The 18,034-nt window shown below is 69.6% G+C and carries 17 protein-coding genes and 1 tRNA gene; 12 read left to right on the forward strand and 6 right to left on the reverse strand.

What is annotated here, in order from left to right; all coding sequences use genetic code 11:
* Positions 1-19: 19 nt before the first annotated feature.
* Both GBB76_RS16395 and GBB76_RS16400 read left to right on the forward strand, forming a co-directional pair.
* Positions 20-1,132: an acyltransferase gene (locus tag GBB76_RS16395; RefSeq protein ID WP_162375635.1), complete on the forward strand. Its 1,113-nt coding sequence runs from the start codon at positions 20-22 to the stop codon at positions 1,130-1,132.
* A 99-nt stretch (positions 1,133-1,231) separates the two neighbouring features.
* A complete protein-coding gene (locus tag GBB76_RS16400; protein WP_152304296.1) occupies positions 1,232-3,154 on the forward strand; it encodes a cytochrome c in 1,923 nt (640 codons plus the stop codon).
* A gap of 25 nt (positions 3,155-3,179) precedes the next feature.
* Here the strand turns inward: GBB76_RS16400 and GBB76_RS16405 are convergent, their stop codons facing one another.
* Positions 3,180-3,821, reverse strand: coding sequence for a hypothetical protein (locus tag GBB76_RS16405; protein WP_246668961.1), 642 nt, complete (start codon positions 3,819-3,821; stop codon positions 3,180-3,182).
* 255 nt (positions 3,822-4,076) lie between these two features.
* A tRNA-Leu gene (locus GBB76_RS16410) sits at positions 4,077-4,161 on the reverse strand.
* A gap of 352 nt (positions 4,162-4,513) precedes the next feature.
* Here GBB76_RS16410 and GBB76_RS16415 point away from each other — a divergent pair.
* Complete coding sequence (locus GBB76_RS16415) at positions 4,514-5,470, forward strand: complex I NDUFA9 subunit family protein (RefSeq protein ID WP_371717119.1); 957 nt, start codon at positions 4,514-4,516, stop codon at positions 5,468-5,470.
* Positions 5,471-5,550: 80 nt separating this feature from the next.
* On the opposite strand, the gene GBB76_RS16420 is transcribed toward GBB76_RS16415, so the two are convergent.
* A complete protein-coding gene (locus GBB76_RS16420) occupies positions 5,551-6,357 on the reverse strand; it encodes an undecaprenyl-diphosphate phosphatase (RefSeq protein WP_152304299.1) in 807 nt (268 codons plus the stop codon).
* A gap of 234 nt (positions 6,358-6,591) precedes the next feature.
* On the opposite strand from GBB76_RS16420, the gene GBB76_RS19035 reads away from it, so the two are divergent.
* From GBB76_RS19035 to pheT, 6 genes are all read left to right on the forward strand, one after another.
* Entirely contained in the window at positions 6,592-7,752 is a 1,161-nt protein-coding gene (locus tag GBB76_RS19035) for an SH3 domain-containing protein (RefSeq protein ID WP_152304300.1), read from the forward strand.
* Between the two features lie 118 nt (positions 7,753-7,870).
* Positions 7,871-8,071: a 50S ribosomal protein L35 gene (gene rpmI, locus GBB76_RS16430; RefSeq protein WP_152304301.1), complete on the forward strand. Its 201-nt coding sequence runs from the start codon at positions 7,871-7,873 to the stop codon at positions 8,069-8,071.
* A gap of 33 nt (positions 8,072-8,104) precedes the next feature.
* Positions 8,105-8,473 (forward strand): 50S ribosomal protein L20, encoded by a 369-nt coding sequence (rplT, locus tag GBB76_RS16435; protein WP_013165152.1) that lies wholly within the window; start codon positions 8,105-8,107, stop codon positions 8,471-8,473.
* 288 nt (positions 8,474-8,761) lie between these two features.
* Complete coding sequence (gene pheS / locus GBB76_RS16440; RefSeq protein WP_152304302.1) at positions 8,762-9,862, forward strand: phenylalanine--tRNA ligase subunit alpha; 1,101 nt, start codon at positions 8,762-8,764, stop codon at positions 9,860-9,862.
* Positions 9,859-10,398 carry a hypothetical protein gene (locus tag GBB76_RS16445; protein ID WP_246668962.1) on the forward strand — a complete coding sequence of 180 codons (540 nt, stop codon included), beginning with the start codon at positions 9,859-9,861 and terminating at the stop codon, positions 10,396-10,398. Before pheS ends, GBB76_RS16445 begins: the two co-directional genes overlap by 4 nt.
* 9 nt (positions 10,399-10,407) lie before the next feature.
* Complete coding sequence (gene pheT / locus GBB76_RS16450) at positions 10,408-12,813, forward strand: phenylalanine--tRNA ligase subunit beta (RefSeq protein WP_152304303.1); 2,406 nt, start codon at positions 10,408-10,410, stop codon at positions 12,811-12,813.
* Positions 12,814-12,860: 47 nt separating this feature from the next.
* Here pheT and GBB76_RS16455 read toward each other — a convergent pair whose 3' ends face one another.
* Positions 12,861-14,216 (reverse strand): FAD-dependent oxidoreductase, encoded by a 1,356-nt coding sequence (locus tag GBB76_RS16455; protein ID WP_152304304.1) that lies wholly within the window; start codon positions 14,214-14,216, stop codon positions 12,861-12,863.
* A 255-nt stretch (positions 14,217-14,471) separates the two neighbouring features.
* Between GBB76_RS16455 and GBB76_RS16460 the strand changes: the two genes are divergently transcribed.
* Positions 14,472-15,137: a sulfate transporter family protein gene (locus GBB76_RS16460; protein WP_152304305.1), complete on the forward strand. Its 666-nt coding sequence runs from the start codon at positions 14,472-14,474 to the stop codon at positions 15,135-15,137.
* A gap of 9 nt (positions 15,138-15,146) precedes the next feature.
* Here the strand turns inward: GBB76_RS16460 and nth are convergent, their stop codons facing one another.
* Positions 15,147-16,001, reverse strand: a complete 855-nt coding sequence (nth, locus tag GBB76_RS16465; protein ID WP_202911122.1) for an endonuclease III — start codon at positions 15,999-16,001, stop codon at positions 15,147-15,149.
* A gap of 22 nt (positions 16,002-16,023) precedes the next feature.
* Between nth and GBB76_RS16470 the strand changes: the two genes are divergently transcribed.
* Together GBB76_RS16470 and GBB76_RS16475 are read left to right on the forward strand one after the other, a co-directional pair.
* Positions 16,024-16,554, forward strand: a complete 531-nt coding sequence (locus GBB76_RS16470; RefSeq protein WP_152304306.1) for a DUF2244 domain-containing protein — start codon at positions 16,024-16,026, stop codon at positions 16,552-16,554.
* A 73-nt stretch (positions 16,555-16,627) separates the two neighbouring features.
* Positions 16,628-17,512, forward strand: coding sequence for a bifunctional helix-turn-helix domain-containing protein/methylated-DNA--[protein]-cysteine S-methyltransferase (locus tag GBB76_RS16475; RefSeq protein ID WP_152304307.1), 885 nt, complete (start codon positions 16,628-16,630; stop codon positions 17,510-17,512).
* 19 nt (positions 17,513-17,531) lie between these two features.
* Here the strand turns inward: GBB76_RS16475 and GBB76_RS16480 are convergent, their stop codons facing one another.
* Entirely contained in the window at positions 17,532-17,978 is a 447-nt protein-coding gene (locus GBB76_RS16480; protein ID WP_152304931.1) for a PACE efflux transporter, read from the reverse strand.
* Positions 17,979-18,034: the final 56 nt, after the last annotated feature.

Consider the following 18,034-nt stretch of genomic DNA (forward strand, 5'->3'; position numbering starts at 1 on the left):
TGCAGAGGGAACCGCGACCTTGACCGAGACGACACGAGCCGGGGCGAGCCCCTCCGCGGTGCCCGACCGCTATATCGGCTCGCTCGACGGACTGCGCTTCTTCGCCTTCCTGCTGGTGTTCATCCATCATTCGCCGGACCTGCTGGGCTATCCGGTGCTGCGCACGCTCGGCCGCTTCGGCTGGGTCGGCGTCGATCTCTTCTTCGCGATCTCGTCCTTCCTGTTCTTCTACCTGCTCGGCGCCGAGATGAAGAGCGCGTCGCGGATCGATGCGCCGAAGTTCTACATGCGCCGAATCCTGCGCATCTATCCCTTGATGATCCTGTTTCCGCTCCTCATGTGGGCGATCTTCGGCAATCAGGACGGCGCGGCGCCGTACCGCTTCCTGGCGCTAACGGTGTTCGTCGACAATTTTGTCACCTGGTTCCGGTCCTACAACGCGTCCATCGCCTATTCCGGCCATCTGTGGACGCTGTCCTTCGAGTTCCAGATCTACCTGCTCATCCCCTTCGTCTTCCTCGCCTACATCAGGATCGGGGCGGCCGCCTTCCTCAAGCTGCTCGGCGGCGTGTTCCTGGGCTGCCTGCTGGCCCGCATCGCCTTCTTCGGGCTGGGGGCGCAGCATCCGATCATCTGGGTGACGCCGTTCCTGCGGCCCGAATCGATTCTCGCCGGCATGGCGCTCGCCGTGCTGCGGCCGGCATGGCGGTGGGAATACTCGCTGGCGGTGGCCGTCGTCGCCGCGCTCGTCTTCACCTCGATGCGCCTGCCATGGTCGTCGGCGACGAGTTCGGTCTTCAGCTATCCCGTCGCCGCCCTCATGTGCGCGGCGCTGATCGACCTCGCGATCCGGGCGCCGGGGCCGCGCCGATGGCTGTCATGGGGCCCGGTGCGCTGGCTCGGGGCGATCTCCTTCGGGCTGTATGTCTACCATCTGCTCGCCATCGGCATGACGGGCCGCCTCATGGCCGCCTTCATCGACCTTCCGCCCTCAAACCTGCGCGTCGTGGTGTCGACCCTGCTGTCGCTGCTGATGACGATCGCGCTGGCGGCGCTGAGCTACCGCTTCGTCGAGCGACCCTTCCTGCGGCTGAAGGACAAGGTGACGGTCGTCGTCGGACGGCCGGTCTGACGGCCCGTTGCGCAGCCGGCGACCGGAATAGCGCGATAGTTATTGCGTCCCATTCATGGAATCATTCCACCCTGAACAGGTTCGGGTGTGGAGAGCGTCATGTCGGGCGGGTGGAGTCGGGGCCTTGTCATGGGCCTCGCGGCGATCGTCTGGGGCCTCGGCCTCTCCGCCGCGCGGGCGCAGGCGCCGACCGTCGACGATTCGGCGCTGGTGGAGCGCGGGGCCTATCTCGCCCGCGCGGCCGACTGCATGCCCTGCCACACCAGCGATCCGGCCAAGCCCTATGCCGGCGGGCTGGGGCTGAACACGCCCTTCGGCACGCTCTACTCGGTCAACATCACCTCGGATCAGACAACCGGCATCGGCGGCTGGAGCTTCGAGGATTTCCGCCGCGCGCTGCATGACGGGATCCGCAAGGACGGCGCCTATCTCTACCCGGCCATGCCGTTCGACGCCTATGCCGGCATCACCGAGGACGACCTGAAGGCGCTGTGGGCCTATGTGCGGCGCATCCCGGCGGTGAACGCGCCCAACCGCGCCAACGGCCTTGCCTTCCCGTTCGATATCCGCCTCGGCATGCTCGCCTGGCGCGAACTGTTCTTCCGGCCTGAGACCTTCGCCCCCACCGCCGGCAAGAGCGACGCGTGGAATCGCGGCGCCTATCTCGTCGAGGCGCTCGGCCATTGCTCGGACTGCCACAGCCCGCGCAATGTCATGGGCGCGATCAAGGGCAAGGCGCTGTTCACCGGCGCCGAGATCGACGGTTTCTACGCGCCCGACATCGCCTCCGCCGCGCTGGCGAAGAACTGGAACCGCGACCAGCTCGTCCAGTTCCTCAAGACCGGCTCGGCGCCCGGCAAGACCACGGTGTTCGGCCCGATGGCCGAGGTGGTGCACGACAGCCTCGCCTACCTCACCGACGCCGATCTCGCCGCCATGGCGACCTATCTGCTCGACAGCCCGCCGCCTTCCGACGTGCCGGCGCCGCAGAAGGTCTCGGCACTGGCGCCGGACGTCTACGCCCGCACCGCCCGTACCTTCATCGACAATTGCGCCGCCTGCCATCAGGTGCAGGGCACCGGCCTGCTCGGCGCCATCCCGCCGCTGGCGCGCAACCCGGCGGTGACGGCGGCCGAGCCCTACAATGTGATCGCCGTGGTGCTGCAGGGCCTGAAGGCCGATGCCCGCTTCGGCGCCATGCCCTCCTTCGCCGGGCGCCTGTCGGACGAGCAGGTCGCCGACCTCGCCAATTATGTGCGCACGAGTTGGGGCAACACCGCCGCGCCCAATGCCACGCCGGCCATGGTCGCCATCTGGCGCCGGACGATGAGCGTGCCCGACTACGGCACGCAGGCGGCCTCCGCCTTCGACTGCGCGCAGGTCGGCGGTGCCCCGGGCGCGCCGGGGCCAAACCCCAAGGCCGTGGCCGCGCTCAGCGCCGCCATCGCCGGCGGCAATCGCGATGTCTCCTCGCTGGTGGCCAGCTATCAGGGCGCGTCTCCCGACGCCGCCCCGGCGCAGGTGGTGGACGCGCTGATGGCCGCCTATTGCCCTGTCGTGGCCGCCGGCGGCGGCGAGGACTACCAGAAATACGCCCGCCTGCGCGCCTTCACCCTGCAGGCCGCCGCCGACGTGTCCTTCCGCACCCAGCCGAGCCTGCCGGATGTGCCGGTCGTGTGGGCGAGCCCGGCGGGCAAGTCGCTGGTGGCGCATGAGCCGAGGAGCCTCGCCGGGCCGCTGGTCTGCCCCGCGAGCGCGCCGGTGCCGGCCGCGCTCCGCGCCGCCGCCGCGAGCCTGCTCGGCACGCCTGCTCTGCCCGTCCCCGGCGATAAGGGTGGCGACCTCGCGCGCGAGCTGGCGGCGAAGAACCCGAGGGCGCGGCTCGCCGACGTGGCGAACGCACTGATCCTGACCTATTGCGGGCGGGTCGCGGCGGGGGCGGGGCTCGAGCCGGCCCAGCAGCACGCCTATGTCGAGGGCTTCGGCCAGCAGGTGATCCAGACCCTCCAGGTCGAGCCCTGACCGGCCGGCCCTCAGGCATCGCCGCTCAGCGGCGCGGCGGGAAGGCGAGCACCTGCCGCGTGTAGCTCTCCACCAGCGCGCTGAACGGCGTGCCGTCGGGCAGGGTCAGCACGGCGCGGTGCTCCAGCAGGAAATCGGGCAGTTCCAGCGCGCCGGGCCCGTCGGGCGGCAGCGGCGCGCCGGTCTCCCAGCCCTCGGGCAGCGGATGCCATAGCAGGCGCGCCGACAGCGTGGTCCGGCGGAAATCGAGCGGACGCACCACACGGCCGAAGGAGGTGTCGGTGGTCTCCAGCGCCCGGTTCATCTCGGGCGTCAGGCGGGCGGGCACATACCAGTTATCGGCCTCCGACAGCACGCGCGGCCCGCAGCGAAGGCGCACGCGGCGGTAGCGCACGGGTTCCTCGGCGCCGACCTTGAGCAGATTGCGGATCTCGTCGGTCGCCGGCTTGTCCTGCCCGCTCACGCGGTCGGCTTTGATGACCGGCTCGCCGGCCAGCCGGTGCGCGGCGCACCAGCGGTCGAGCGTGAGGGTGGCGCTGGCATTGGCGAGCAGGTCCGCGTTCAGCGTCTGGATCAGCGCCAGCGCCTCCAGCCGGGCGCGGAAATCGTCCGGCCAGCGCGGCATCTCCTGCGCCGGCGCCGGCGTGGTCGCCCACAGGCACAGCATCAGCCCGGATGCGAACGACAGACCAAACGCGAATCGACGCGTCCGCGTGGACCGTCCCGTCGCCAGTCGCTGCGCCCTCATGCCGTTCTCCTCCCGCCGCGCCGGCGAGATGACGCAAAAGCCGGGAATTGTCGAGGCGTGGAGAATGCCGGCGGCGTGGGGACGGGCGCGGCGTCCGCCGGAAACAAAAACGCCCGCACCGGGCGAGCGTGCGGGCGACGAACGTAAAAACGACGCGAGGCGTCGGGAAATGAGTGGTGCCCAGGAGAGGACTCGAACCTCCACGGTGTTACCCACACGGACCTGAACCGTGCGCGTCTACCAATTCCGCCACCTGGGCACGTGCACCTTGCGGGCACGGCGGCGACACATAGTCGGGCGGACTCCGTCTTGTCAACGCGCCTTTTCCATAAGGAGACATCCGGCGGTGGAAAAGGCGCGGCGCGGGGCGACCCCGACGGCGGCGAAAGCCGCGCCCGGCCGCCCCGGCCGGGCTATGCCCGCACCGTGTCGGGGATGGGTCTTCACGCCGGGCCGGTGGAGGGGCTCTCACCTATGGACGCTGGGCCGGCGGCGCGCTAATCGTCGTGGCATGCCAATGCCGGGCCGGGAGAGAACCGATGGTTGACGCCGCCGAATCAAACGAGCTGCCGCTCGAGAGCGAGGCCGAACTGCTGAAGCGCGCCGCGCCGATGGAGCGCCTCGTCACCATCTATGGCGGCTCCGGCTTCGTCGGGCGCCACGTCGTGCGCGCGCTGGCGCGTCTGGGCTGGCGCGTGCGCGTCGCCGTGCGCCGGCCGGATCTTGCCGGCCATCTCCAGCCGCTTGGCGCGGTCGGCCAGATCACCGCTGTGCAGGCCAATCTGCGCTATCCCGCCTCCGTGCTGCGCGCGGCGGAAGGCGCCGAGGTGGTCATCAACCTCGTCGGCATCCTGCATGAGAGCGGGCGCCAGAGCTTCGCGGCGGTGCATGATTTCGGGGCGAAGCAGGTGGCGCTGGCGGCGCGGGAAGTCGGCGCCCGGCTGATCCACGCCTCGGCCATCGGCGCCGACACGCAGTCGAGTTCGGTCTACGCCAAGAGCAAGGCGGTCGGCGAGGCGGCGGCGCTGGAGGCGGTGCCGGAAGCGGTCATCTTCCGTCCCTCCATCGTGTTCGGCCCGGAAGACGACTTCTTCAACCGCTTTGCAGCGCTCTCGCGCCTGTCGCCGGTGCTGCCGCTGATCGGCGGCGGCGAGACACGCTTCCAGCCGGTCTTCGTCGGCGACGTCGCGGCGGCCTTCGCCAAGGCGGTGGACGAGGTGGTGCGGCCCGGCACGGTGTACGAACTCGGCGGCCCGGAAGTGTTCACCTTCAAGCAGCTGATGGAACTGACCCTCGCCGAGATCGGCCGCAAGCGACTGCTGGTGCCGGTGCCGGACGCCATCGCCATGCTGCAGGCCCGCATTCTCGAACTGCTGCCCAATCCGCTGCTCACCACCGATCAGGTGCGCCTGCTGCGCCACGACAATGTGGTGTCGGAGACGGCGAAGGCCGAAGGGCGCACGCTGGAAGGGCTCGGCATCGCGCCGACCGCCCTCGGCGCCATCCTGCCGGGCTATCTGTGGCGCTACCGCAAGGCGGGCCAGTTCACCCGGCCGGAAGCGGCCTGACATTCTCCGGCCTCGCGCGAGAGGCCGGAGCCGAGATACGGAAGCCGCCGGCGCCCGCGCCCGGCGGCTTTTTCGTGCGCTCAGCCGACCAGCGCCAGCGCCACCAGCCCGACGCCGCCGACGGCGATGCGCCACCAGCCGAACGGCGTGTAGCCATGGCGGGAGACGAAGGCGATCAGCCCGCGCACCACGGTGATGGCGGCGAGGAAGGCGGCAATGAAGCCGACTGCGATGATGATGGCGTCGTCCGAGCTCAGCGCGTCGCGGTTTTTGTAGAGGTCGTAGGCGAAGGCGCCGGTCATCGTCGGCAGGGCGAGGAAGAAGGAGAACTCGGCCGCGGCCGACTTGCTGGCGCCGAGCAGCAGCCCGCCGACGATGGTGGAGCCCGAGCGCGACACGCCGGGAATCATGGCGAGGCACTGGATGAAGCCGATTTTCAGCGCCAGCAGCGGCGGAAAGGCCATGGCGTCGTCATGCACCGGCTTGAGCTTCAGCGTGTCGACCCACAGCAGCACGATGCCGCCGAGAATCAGCATCACGCAGATCAGCGCCGGCGATTCGAACAGCACGCTCTTGATGAAGCCGTGCGCCATCGCCCCGATCACCGCCGCCGGCAGGAAGGCGATGAGGATGCCGATGACGAAGTTGCGTGAGCGCGGGCTGGACGGCAGCGTCAGCAGGATCTTCAGGAACCGCTGGAAGTAGACGACCAGGATGGCAAGGATGGCGCCGAGCTGGATGACCACCTCGAACACCTTGCCCTGGCTCTCGAAGCCGAGAAAGTGCCCGGCGAGCAGGATATGGCCGGTCGAGGAGACCGGCAGGAACTCGGTGAAGCCTTCCAGCAGGCCGAGAAGGAAGGCTTCGAGCAAGGTGCCGAACGACATGGTGAGGGGTCCGTGGGAGAGAGGGCGCGCGCCGGGCGGGGCCGGGCGGGCGCATCCTGTCCGCTTCGCGCGCCGTGGGCAACGTGACGCTGTGTCAGGCGGGGAGGGCTTTCCCGTGCAATATTTCGCGCGGGCGTGCCCGGGTCACGTCTCCAACATGAATCCGCCCAACATATTGGCTCCATTCCTCCTCGGTCGGCGTTGTCCGGAGACGGCAACGTTTGGGAGTCTTTCATGAGAAGTCTTTTCGCGGGCGCCCTGCTTGTGCTGGCGCTCGGCGGTTCCGCGTTCGCGCAGGACCGCGGTTTTGTGACGACGAATGTCAATCTGCGTGCCGGCCCGGGCACCGACTATCCGGCGGTGGTGGTGCTCGGCGAGGGCACCCCGCTCGACATCTATGGCTGTCTCGACGACTACAGCTGGTGCGACGTCGCGTGGGAGGACGTGCGCGGCTGGGTCTCGGCGCGCTACATCGAGGCGAACTATCGCGGGCGGCGCGTCGAGTTCTACGACTACGCGCCCACCATCGGCGTGCCGATCATCGCCTTCAGCTTCAACGACTATTGGGGGCGCTACTATCGCGGGCGGCCCTGGTACTCGACCTATGACCGCTGGGGCCCGCCGCCGCCGCGCCGTCCGCCCCCGGGCGGCTGGGGCCCGCCGCCTCCGGGCGGTTGGGGGCCAGGTGGTCCCGGTGGTCCGGGCTGGGGCGGCCCGGGCGGACCCAAGCCGCCTCCGGGTGGCTGGGGACCGGGTGGTCCCGGCGGCCCTGGTGGTCCCGGTGGTCCGGGCTGGGGTGGCGGCCCCGGTGGCCCCAAGCCGCCTCCGGCCGGATGGGGTCCGGGCGGTCCCGGCGGTCCGAAGCCTCCCCCGGGTGGCTGGCCCGGCGGCAAGCCTCCGTCCGGCAGGCCCGGCGTCCCGCAGGCGCCCGGCTGGCCCGACGGACTGAACCGGCCGCCATCCTCCGGAAAGCCGTCGCAGGGCCGTCCCCCGCAGGGCTGGCCGCAGCAGGGCCAGAAGCCCCCGCAGGGGGGCTGGCAGGGTGGTGGCGGTCCGGGAGGGCCGGGCGGTCCCGGCGGTCGGCCGCCCCAGGGCGGCGCGCAGCAGGGCCAGAGGCCGCCGCAGGGCGGGGGATGGCAGGGGGGCGGTCAAGGTGGGCCGGCCGCCAGCAGGGTCAGGGCCGGCCTCCGCAGGGTCAGCCGTCGCAAGGTCGGCCGCCTCAGCAGGGCCAGCCTCAGCAGGGCCGGCCGCCTCAGCAGGGCGGACGTCCGCCGCAGTGCCCGCCCAATATGCCGTGCCCGCCGAGGCAGTAGGCGGGGACAAGACGGATCCGGCGCCCAGCCATGCGGGGCGCCGGACTGTCGCGCACTTGAAATAATCGGTCCGGTCCTGTAGAGGGTGCGGCCTTCAAGAACCGCCCGGCTAACAGGGCTGCCGTGGCGGTTCGAACGCTCACACTAGATTGGGCCGGATTTCCCTTCGGGGAGGCTGCCGGCCGTGGAGATCGAGCCAAATGCCCAAGATGAAGACCAAGTCCGGAGCGAAGAAGCGCTTCAAGCTCTCCGGCACCGGCAAGGTGATCATGGCCCAGGCAGGTAAGCGCCACGGCATGATCAAGCGCACCAACAAGCAGATCCGCGACCAGCGCGGCACCACGGTCATGTCCGAACGTGATGCCTTCAACGTTCGCAAGTTCTATCTGCCCAACGGCTGACGCCACCCTTAGCCAGTTCCAGGAGAGACTCCCATGGCACGTGTCAAGCGCGGCGTAACTTCTCACGCCAAGCACAAGAAAGTGCTCAAGGCGGCGAAGGGCTATTTCGGCCGCCGCAAGAATACCATTCGCGTCGCGAAGCAGGCCGTCGAGAAGGCGCAGCAGTACGCCTATCGCGACCGCAAGGTGAAGAAGCGCAATTTCCGCGCGCTCTGGATCCAGCGCATCAACGCCGCGACCCGCGAGCTCGGCTTCACCTATGGCCGATTTATCGACGGTCTCGGCAAGGCCGGGATCGAGGTCGACCGCAAGGTGCTCTCGGACATCGCGATCCACGAGCCCGCCGCTTTCGCGGCCCTTGTCGAGCAGGCCAAGGCAGCGCTGGAAAAGCAGGCCGCCTGATCTTCCGGTAATGCCGGGACCAAAATCTGGAAAGCCCCGCGCGCGAGCGTTGGGGCTTTTCGCATTGGCGGGGCTCGGCTAAGAGACCACGCTCTAGGTGCTGTCATCCTCAAGCGCCGTCATCCTGAGGTGCCCTGCGCAAGCAGGGCCTCGAAGGATGGCGTCCCAGATGAACATCCTTCGAGGCTCACTGCGTTCGCACCTCAGGATGACGGCAGGCGGGTGGAGGCCTTCGCTTTCGCCGGGCTTTCCCTTCTGTTCACGCTGCCTTGCCGTCGAGGTTGATTCATGTCCGTTGCCGCCCTTCCCGATCTGGCCGCCCTCGAAGCCGAGATCGCCGCCGCCATCGCCGCCGCCGCCGACGAGGCGGGGCTGGAGGCGGTCCGCGTCGCCGCCCTCGGCAAGAAGGGCTCGGTCTCCGAGCTGCTGAAGAGCCTCGGCGGCATGAGCCCGGATGAGCGCAGGAGTGCCGGCCCGGCCATTAACGGCCTGCGCGACCGGGTGGGCGAGGCGCTCGGCGCCCGCCGCGCGGAACTGAAGGCCGCCGCGCTGGCGACCCGGCTGGAGACCGAGCGCGTCGACGTCACGCTGCCCGTCCGCGAGACCCCCGCGGAGGCGGGGCGTCTTCACCCGATCAGCCAGGTCATTGACGAGCTGACCGCCATTTTCGCCGATATGGGCTTCGCGGTGGCGGAAGGGCCGGACATCGAGGACGACTTCCACAATTTCACCGCGCTGAATTTCCCCGAGGGGCATCCGGCGCGCGAGATGCACGACACCTTCTATCTTCCGACCAAGGAGGACGGCTCGCGCCTCGTGCTGCGCACCCACACCTCTCCGGTGCAGGTACGCACCATGCTCGCCAACAAGCCGCCGATCCGCGTCATCTGCCCCGGCCGCACCTATCGCTCGGACAGCGACCAGACCCACACGCCGATGTTCCATCAGGTCGAGGGCCTCGTCATCGACAAGGGCTCCAATCTCGGCCACCTCAAATGGATCCTCGAGGAGTTCTGCAAGGCGTTCTTCGAGGTCGACAATGTGAAGATGCGGTTCCGCCCGTCCTTCTTCCCCTTCACCGAGCCGTCCATGGAGGTCGACATCCAGTGCGACCGCTCGCGCCCCGGTGAGATCCGCTTCGGCGAGGGCTCGGACTGGCTGGAGATTCTCGGCTGCGGCATGGTGCACCCGAATGTGCTGCGCAATTGCGGGCTGGACCCGGACGAGTATCAGGGCTTCGCCTGGGGCATGGGCATCGACCGCATCGCCATGCTCAAATACGGCATGCCGGACCTGCGCGCCTTCTTCGAGGCGGATGTCCGCTGGCTCGCCCATTACGGTTTCCGCCCGCTCGACTTCCCGACGCTGGCGGGAGGGTTGAGCGCGTGATCAAGGCTCCGGACTGGTCCACTGAACGGCTGCGGGCGATGGAAACGGCCCAGCTAAAGCAGCTTTTTGCCAACGCAACGGCACGCGGCGCGGCGGAGCTTGCCGCAATGTGCGAAGCGGTTCTCGCTGAGCGCAGCACGCCAAAGAGAGTTTCCGTGCCCGGCGGCAAGCGTCCCGGCAAGGATGTCGTCTCCGAATTTCACTTCGTTTGCGAGGGTGACCGCGGCGTCAGCTCCGATGGCGACGGCTTCTTCTGGACGGGTTCGTGGATCGTCTCGGAAGACGAAGTCATCAAGAGCATTCAAGCCGGCGGGAGGCTGGCGCTCCACAGCTCCCGATCCGAGATGTCCTATCGCCAGGGAAAGATACTCGATTACCGCAAGACGGTGCCCGACATGGTCAAGAAACGAAATGTCGGAATTGAGTTCCTTGTGGCCGCTGACGACGTCGCTCTCGCCTGGTTCGGCGATGGGACGGGTGAAAAGGGCTACAGGTGGGCAAGCGATGCGCGGCGTAACGAACAAGCAGAACGATAGGGCTGTCCGATGAAATTCACCCTCTCCTGGCTGCGCGAACACCTCTCAGGCGACTACACGCTCGACGACGTGACCGGCGCGCTCAACCGCATCGGGCTGGAAGTGGAAGGCGTCGAGGACAAGGCGGCGAAGCTGCGCGGCTTCACCATCGCCTATGTGGTCTCCGCCGTTCAGCACCCGAACGCCGACAAGCTGCGCGTGTGCATGGTCGATACCGGCACCGGCGAGCCGGTGCAGGTGGTGTGCGGCGCGCCGAACGCCCGCACCGGTATGAAGAGCGTGTTCTCACCCCCTGGCACCTATATTCCGGGCAAGGACATCACGCTCGGCATCGGCACCATTCGCGGCGTCGAGAGCCGGGGCATGCTGTGCTCGGCGGCCGAGCTGCAGCTTTCCGAGGACCATGACGGCATTCTCGACCTGCCCGAGGACGCGCCTGTCGGCGCGACCTATGTCGACTGGATCGGTCTCGACGACCCGGTGATCGAGATCGCGGTGACGCCGAACCGCGCCGATGCGCTCGGCGTGCACGGCATCGCCCGCGACCTCGCCGCCGCCGGCCTCGGCACGTTGATCGAGGCGCCCATCGCGCCCGTCGCGGGCCTCTATCCCTGCCCGGTCTCGGTGACGATCGCGGAAGACGCCCCATGCCCGGCCTTCGCGCTGCGGCTCATTCGCGGGGTGAAGAACGGCCCCTCGCCGGACTGGGTGCAGGCGAAGCTGCGCGCCATCGGCCTGCGCCCGATCAACGCGCTGGTGGACATCACCAACCTCCTGACCTTTGACCAGAACCGGCCGCTGCATGTGTTCGACGCGAACAAGGTGCACGGCAACCTCGTCGTGCGCCGGGGACGGGAGGGCGAGAGCCTGCTGGCGCTCGACGGCAAGACCTATGCGGTGGATGAGAGCATCTGCGTCATTTCCGACGACCGCGCGGTGGAATCGCTTGCCGGCGTGATGGGCGGCGAGGAATCCGGCTGCGACGAGGCGACGGTCGACGTGCTGGTCGAATCGGCGCTGTGGGAGCCGATCAACATCGCCCAGACCGGCCGCAAGCTGGGGCTGAATTCCGACGCCCGCTTCCGCTTCGAGCGCGGCATCGACCCGGCCTTCACCGTGCCGGGGCTGGAACTGGCGACGAAGCTGATCCTCGACCTGTGCGGCGGCGAGCCCTCCGAGGTGGTGCTGGCGGGGACGATCCCCGACACCACGCGGGTGATCGACTTGCCCCTGGAGCTGACCGAGAAGCTGACCGGGCTGGTGGCGGATGGGGACGAGCAGGTGGCGATCCTGCGCCGGCTCGGCTTCTCCGTGGAAGGCGCCGCCGGCATGGTCGCGGTCACGCCCCCGTCCTGGCGCGGCGACATCGAGGGCAAGGCCGATCTTGTCGAGGAAGTGGTCCGCATTGCCGGCCTCGACCGCGTGCCCTCGCTGCCTTTCCCGCGCGACGAGACTGCTCGCAAGCCGGTGCTGACCGTGCTGCAGCTGCGCACCCGCAAGGCCAAGCGCGCGCTGGCCGCGCGCGGGCTGGTGGAAGCCGTCACCTGGTCCTTCGTGCCGAAGGCGCAGGCGGAAGCTTTCGGCGGCGGCAAGCCGGAGCTGGCGCTCGCCAACCCGATCGCCTCGGACCTGTCCGACATGCGCCCGAGCCTGCTGCCCGGCCTCGTCCGCGCCGCGCAGGCCAATGCCGACCGGGGCTTCGGCGACGTGGCGCTGTTCGAGGTGGGGCAGGTGTTCAAGGGCGACCGCCCGCAGGACCAGTTCATCGCCGCGACCGGCATCCGCCGCGCCTTCGCCAAGCCCTTCGGTGCCGGGCGCCACTGGTCGGGCAAGGCTGTGGGCGTCGACGCCTTCGACGCCAAGGCGGACGCGCTCGCCGTGCTCGCCGCCGCCGGGGCGCCGGTCGCCAATCTCCAGATCTCGACCGACGCGCCGGGCTGGTTCCATCCGGGCCGCTCGGGCACCTTCCGGCTCGGCGCCAATGTGATCGGCCATTTCGGCGAACTGCACCCTTCCGTGCTGGAGGCGCTGGATTCCGAAGGTCCGCTGGTCGGCTTCGAGGTGCTGCTCGACCGTATTCCCGAGCCGAAGGCCAAGGCGACGCGGGTCAAGCCGCTGCTGGAGCTTTCCGCCTTCCAGCCGGTGGAACGCGACTTCGCCTTCGTGGTGGCGCGTTCGGTCGCGGCCGGCGACCTCGTGAAGGCGGCGGCCGGCGTCGACCGCAAGCTGATCACGGCGGTCAACGTGTTCGACGTCTATGAGGGCCCCGGCATTGACGCGGCCGCGAAGTCGGTGGCGCTTTCCGTTACCTTGCAGCCGCGCGAGAAGACGTTGACCGACGCGGAGATCGAGGCGGTGGCGGGCAAGATCGTCGCCGAAGTGACGAAGAAGACCGGCGCGACGCTGCGCTCCTGAGGCCATCATCCCGGACGGCCGTGAGGCCGATCCGGGCTCCCCGGCCCTCAGGCCGGTCCGCCGATGAGGGCGAGCGCCCGTGTCGCCGCCGCCTCGCCGGAGCGCCACGCCCCGGCCAGCGTGCCCCAGTCGTCGGCCGGGACATATTCGCCGGCGAGGAAGATGCGGTTCTGCACCACGTCCGCGAAGACGCGGCGCTGGCCGCCCTGGCCGGGGGAGGCCGCCACCAGCGCGCCGCGGATCAGCGGATCGGTTCCCCAGCGCGAGCAGACGACCTCGGCCACCCGCTCGCCGGCAATGCCGAAATTGATGCCGAGATAGTCGCGGGCCAGTTTCAGCGCCGCCACCTCGCCCTTCTCGGCGATCTCGCGGGCCGGCGCATCGCCGAAGGTCAGGACGTGCAGGTCGGTGCCGCCGACGCGCCCGCGCAGCACGGCGGGCGGCGCCTTGCCGGCCTTGACGAGTACGGTCTCGTTCGGTTCCAGCCCGACGGGATTTCCCGGCAGCAGGAAGGCCACCTGCTCCAGCGCCCCGGCGGGCAGCGCGCGCAGGGCGTTGGCCAGCCGCCCCGGCAGCCCCGGATTGAAGCGCAGCGCGCCTGCCGCCAGCACCGGCGCCGGCACCGCCAGCACGATGGCGCGGGCGCGGATCGGCGTGCGCTGGCCCCGCACGGTGACGGAGTGGAAGCGCCCGCTATTGGTGATCAGCGTCACCGGCGAGTCGGTCTGGATGTTGAGCTTCGCGCCCAGCGCCGCGACCAGAGCGCCGACACCGCCGGGCGCGGTGAGGTCGTCGACCGGGGCATCGCGCAGGGACAGGTCGAGCGCCGACAGCGTGGAAAGCCCGCGCCCGCAGCTCAGCGGCCCGAGAAGCTGCGCCACCGTCGCCGACCAGGCGTCGGGCGGCAGGGCGGCCAGCGGCACGGAGGCCGCGACATCCTTGCCGCCATCGACCGCCGCCAGCATGTCGCGCCGCGCCTTGCCGAGCGCGGCGGTGAAGGCGTCGTAGACGCTTTCGCGTGCCTCATGGCCGTCGACGAACAGCCGGCGGCCGGAGGGGAGGGCGGCGAGGGCGAGGCCGTCGGCTTGCGCGCTGGCCGCCAGCGTCGCGCCGGTGCGGGCAAATCCGCCGGCGCCGAGGTCGACATTCAGACCGAAGGCGGTGCGCGTGCGCGCCCGTCCGCCGAGTGCCGGCCCCGCTTCCAGCAGCACATGGGTGCGCCCGGCGCCAGCGATCCGGCGCGCCGCCGCGATGCCGGCCGCGCCACCGCCGATGATGGCGACATCGACATCGCCCGCACCGCCCGACTGGGCGAGCGCAGGCACCGGCAGCAGCGCGGCGGAGGTGGCGGCGAGGAAGCGGCGGCGGGTCAGCGTGCCGGGAAGGAGCGGCGGTCGGGTCATGCAGCGAACTCGGAGAGGAGAAGCCCACGCTAGCACGCCGGCGCGGGAGGGCGAAGCCGGTGCGTGGCGGCGCCGACGGCAAGAGGCGGCACGGCCAAGCGAATCACGCTTTGTTCGCTGAGGAACGAATCGCGACTCGTCAAGTCGTCGGGAAAAGGCAAGTGCCGAATCGGCGCTCTTTTCGGTGGAAGGCGCGGGTGCGCTTGAGGCGGCCGCCCGCGCACTCTACCTAGGAGGGGAGAAACGGGGTGCCCCATGCTGCGCGACGCCTTCACCGCCTTCGCCGAAACCTTCTCGGCGGACTACAGACGGGTGCTGCTGCGCTCCATCGGCCTCGCCGTGGGGCTGCTGATCGCGCTGGGGATCGGCGCGCATTACGCGCTCACCTATCTCGTGGCGCTGGAATGGCGCTGGGCCGAGATCACGATCGACATCATCGCCGCCTTCGGCATCTTGATCGGCGCCGTCTTCCTCGTGCCGCCGGTGACGTCGCTGGTGGCGGGCCTGTTCGTCGACGACGTGGCGGCGCAGGTCGAGCGCACGGCCTTCCCGCAGGACCCGGAGGGCCAGCCGCTGCCGATCGGCCGCTCGCTGGCGCTCACGCTGCGGTTCTTCGGCGTGACGCTGGCGGTCAACCTCGTCGCCCTGCTCCTGCTGCTGGTGCCGGGCGTCAACCTCGTCGTGTTCTACGTCGCCAACGCCTATCTGCTCGGGCGGGAATATTTCCAGCTCGCCGCGCTGCGCTATCGCGGCGAGGACGAGGCGGCGCTGATGCGCCGGCATCATTCGGGCACGGTGTTCGTCGCCGGCCTCATCGTCGCCGCCGTCGTCTCGGTGCCGATCCTCAACCTCGTCACGCCGATCTTCGCCACCATTTTCATGGTGCGGCTGCACAAGCGCCTGTCGCGCAAGGAAAACTAGGCTGGGGTTTTAGGCGGGGGTCTTTTCCGGCCAGCGGCACAGGTCGGCGATCAGGCAGCGCGGGCAGTCCGGCTTCAGCGCCTTGCAGACATAGCGCCCGTGCAGGATCAGCCAGTGATGAGCGTGCAGCTTGAAGCGGTCGGGAATGATGCGCTCCAGCCCCAGCTCGACCTCCAGCGGCGTCTTGCCCGGCGCGAGGCCGGTGCGGTTGGCGATGCGGAACAGATGGGTGTCGACCGCGATGGTCGGCAGGCCGAAGGCGATGTTGAGCACCACATTCGCCGTCTTGCGGCCGACGCCTGGCAGGGTCTCCAGCGCGGCGCGGTCCGGCGGCACCTGCCCGCCATGCTCGGCGATGAGCCGGCGCGACAGCTCGGCGACGTTCTTCGCCTTGCCGCGATAGAGGCCGAGCGTGCGGATATGGCCGGCGACGCCCTCCTCGCCGAGCGCCACCATGGCCTGCGGCGTCGGCGCGGCCGCGAACAGCCCGCGCGTCGCCTTGTTCACCCCGGTATCGGTCGCCTGCGCGGACAGCACCACGGCGACCAGCAGGGTGAAGGGGTCGTGATAGTCGAGCTCGCCCTCGGGATGCGGGTTGGCTTCCTCGAAGCGGGAGAAGGCAGCTTCCACCTCCGCCTCGCTCCACGGACGGAAGGCGCCGCCCATGGCGGCAGCAGCGGCATTGGCGACGGCGCGGCGGCGCGCGGGCCGGCCCGCCGCCGGCTCCACCAGCGCGGCGGCGGAGGGCTTGCGCGTGGCTCCTGATGCCGGCTTTGCCGCCGCCGGCTTCGCGGCGCGCGTGCGCCCCGATCCTGCCGCCGCCGGCGCCCTGCGACGCTTCGAATCCTTGTCCCCGTCAGCCATTTTCGACCTATAATGCCTGCCCATGAGCACTGCCAATACCGCTCCCCCCCTTGAGGATGACGGACCCGCCGAGCCGACGCTGTTTTCGGTGCGGTACCAGCCGCATCGCTCGCTTGACCAGCGCGGCTTCCTGATCGTGATGATCATCGTCGCGGGCATCAGCTTCGTCTGCGGCCTCGCCTTCCTATTGATGGGCGCATGGCCGGTCTTCGGGCTGTTCGGCGTCGACGTGCTGGCGATCTGGTGGGCCTTCCGGCTGAATTTCCGCGCGGCGCGGGCCTGCGAGGAGATCATTGTGACGCCGAGCCTTATCCGGCTTCGCCATGTCACGCAGGACGGCACCGTCTACGAGGAGGAACTCAATCCCCTGTGGACGCGCCTCAATCGCGAGTTGCACGAGGATTACGGACTGCAGCGCCTGTCGCTGGAGATGCGCGGGCGGCCCTATGTGATCGGCAGTTTTTTGCATACGGCGCAGCGGGAGGAACTGGCGGCCAGCCTCGCCCTCGCGCTTTCCGAGGCCAAGCGGGGCGTCGTGCGTTCGGCCTTCTGAGCCGCGCGTCGAAATCGGGTGGCTCCCGCTCATGGGGCATGATCGGATGGTGACCAGCAGGAGGAGAAAGCCCGTGCTTGCGCCAAATCTCGACGCCGCCCATCCGCTGGAGATCGCCGCCGCCGATTACGAAATCGTGCGCCGGGCGGTCGAATATGTGAATCTGCGCTTCCGCGACCAGCCCGAGGTCGAGGAGATCGCCCGCGCCTCCGGGGTCCATCCCCGCGCGCTGACCGACCTGTTCCGCCGCTGGTGCGGGCTGACCCCGAAGGACTTCCTGCAGGCGGTGACGATCGACGCCGCCCGGCGCGTGCTGTCGGAATCCGACAATGTGCTCGACGCCGCCTATGAGCTGGGCCTGTCCGGCCCCGGTCGGCTGCACGACCTGTTCGTGGTGCACGAATCCATGTCGCCGGGCGAGTGGAAGACCGGCGGCGCCGGCCTCGTGGTGCGCTACGGCTTCCATGCCTCGCAGTTCGGCAAGGCGCTCGCCATGGTGACGCCGCGCGGCCTGTGCGGCCTCGCCTTCGCCGATGAGGGCGAGGAGGATCAGGCGCTCGCCGACATGCGCCGGCGCTGGCCGAACGCGATCTATATCGAGGACCCGCTGGCGACCGCGCCTTACGCGGCGCGCATCTTCGACCGTGGCACCTGGAGCCCCGACGATCCGCTGCGCATCGTCTTCATCGGCACCGATTTCGAGGTGAAGGTGTGGGAGACGCTGATGCGCATCCCGCTCGGCAAGGCCACCACCTATTCCAGCATCGCCAGTTGCGTGGAGAAGCCGAAGGCGGCGCGCGCCATCGGCGCGGCGGTGGGCAAGAACCCGATGTCCTTCGTGGTGCCGTGCCATCGCGTGCTCGGCAAGAACGGCGATCTCACCGGCTATCACTGGGGCCTGACGCGCAAGCGCGCCATCCTCGGCTGGGAGGCGGGCCAGATCACCGGCGCGCGGTGACAGGCCCCGCGCGCCGCGCCTATCGGCCCCCGGCGGCGGCGAGCGGCCGGGGCGCCTCGGGCAGCGGGAACAGCGCGTCATAGGCCCAGTTGAACACGAAGGCGAAGACGAGGAAGAACCCCGCCAGCGCGGCGTCCATCAGGAAGGCCTCGACGAGGCCGATGCCGAGATACCACGCGACGAAGGGCACCAGCACTGCCACCAGTCCGGCCTCGAACAGCACGGCGTGCAGCACGCGCAAGGCCAGCGTCTTGCGCACCGAGCCGCGCAGCCGCGCCAGCGCATGGTCGAAGCCGAGATTGAACAGGTAGTTCCAGCCCGACGCGATGAGGGCGGCGCCGGCGCCGACCGCTCCCATGTCCATCATCGTCACGCCGAACACCCACGCGCCGAGCGGGGTGATGATCGACAGGCTGATGATCTCGAAGCTGACGACGTGGCGAATGCGGTCGGCGGTGCCGCGCATGACGGTCTTTCCCTGCATGTCGGGCCGTCCCGGGCGCATTCCCGGAATGGGGGAAG

Origin of the sequence: Ancylobacter sp. TS-1 (genome assembly GCF_009223885.1) — a bacterium.
Classification (GTDB): domain Bacteria; phylum Pseudomonadota; class Alphaproteobacteria; order Rhizobiales; family Xanthobacteraceae; genus Ancylobacter.

Bases quoted from the DNA above. Each gene is read 5' to 3' on its own strand.
- GBB76_RS16400 (WP_152304296.1), top strand. From the start codon at position 1,232: ATGTCGGGCGGGTGGAGTCGGGGCCTTGTCATGGGCCTCGCGGCGATC.
- GBB76_RS16405 (WP_246668961.1), bottom strand. From the start codon at position 3,821: ATGCTGTGCCTGTGGGCGACCACGCCGGCGCCGGCGCAGGAGATGCCG.
- GBB76_RS16415 (WP_371717119.1), top strand. From the start codon at position 4,514: ATGGAGCGCCTCGTCACCATCTATGGCGGCTCCGGCTTCGTCGGGCGC.
- GBB76_RS16420 (WP_152304299.1), bottom strand. From the start codon at position 6,357: ATGTCGTTCGGCACCTTGCTCGAAGCCTTCCTTCTCGGCCTGCTGGAA.
- GBB76_RS19035 (WP_152304300.1), top strand. From the start codon at position 6,592: ATGAGAAGTCTTTTCGCGGGCGCCCTGCTTGTGCTGGCGCTCGGCGGT.
- rpmI (WP_152304301.1), top strand. From the start codon at position 7,871: ATGCCCAAGATGAAGACCAAGTCCGGAGCGAAGAAGCGCTTCAAGCTC.
- rplT (WP_013165152.1), top strand. From the start codon at position 8,105: ATGGCACGTGTCAAGCGCGGCGTAACTTCTCACGCCAAGCACAAGAAA.
- pheS (WP_152304302.1), top strand. From the start codon at position 8,762: ATGTCCGTTGCCGCCCTTCCCGATCTGGCCGCCCTCGAAGCCGAGATC.
- pheT (WP_152304303.1), top strand. From the start codon at position 10,408: ATGAAATTCACCCTCTCCTGGCTGCGCGAACACCTCTCAGGCGACTAC.
- GBB76_RS16455 (WP_152304304.1), bottom strand. From the start codon at position 14,216: ATGACCCGACCGCCGCTCCTTCCCGGCACGCTGACCCGCCGCCGCTTC.
- GBB76_RS16460 (WP_152304305.1), top strand. From the start codon at position 14,472: ATGCTGCGCGACGCCTTCACCGCCTTCGCCGAAACCTTCTCGGCGGAC.
- nth (WP_202911122.1), bottom strand. From the start codon at position 16,001: ATGGCTGACGGGGACAAGGATTCGAAGCGTCGCAGGGCGCCGGCGGCG.
- GBB76_RS16470 (WP_152304306.1), top strand. From the start codon at position 16,024: ATGAGCACTGCCAATACCGCTCCCCCCCTTGAGGATGACGGACCCGCC.
- GBB76_RS16480 (WP_152304931.1), bottom strand. From the start codon at position 17,978: ATGCGCGGCACCGCCGACCGCATTCGCCACGTCGTCAGCTTCGAGATC.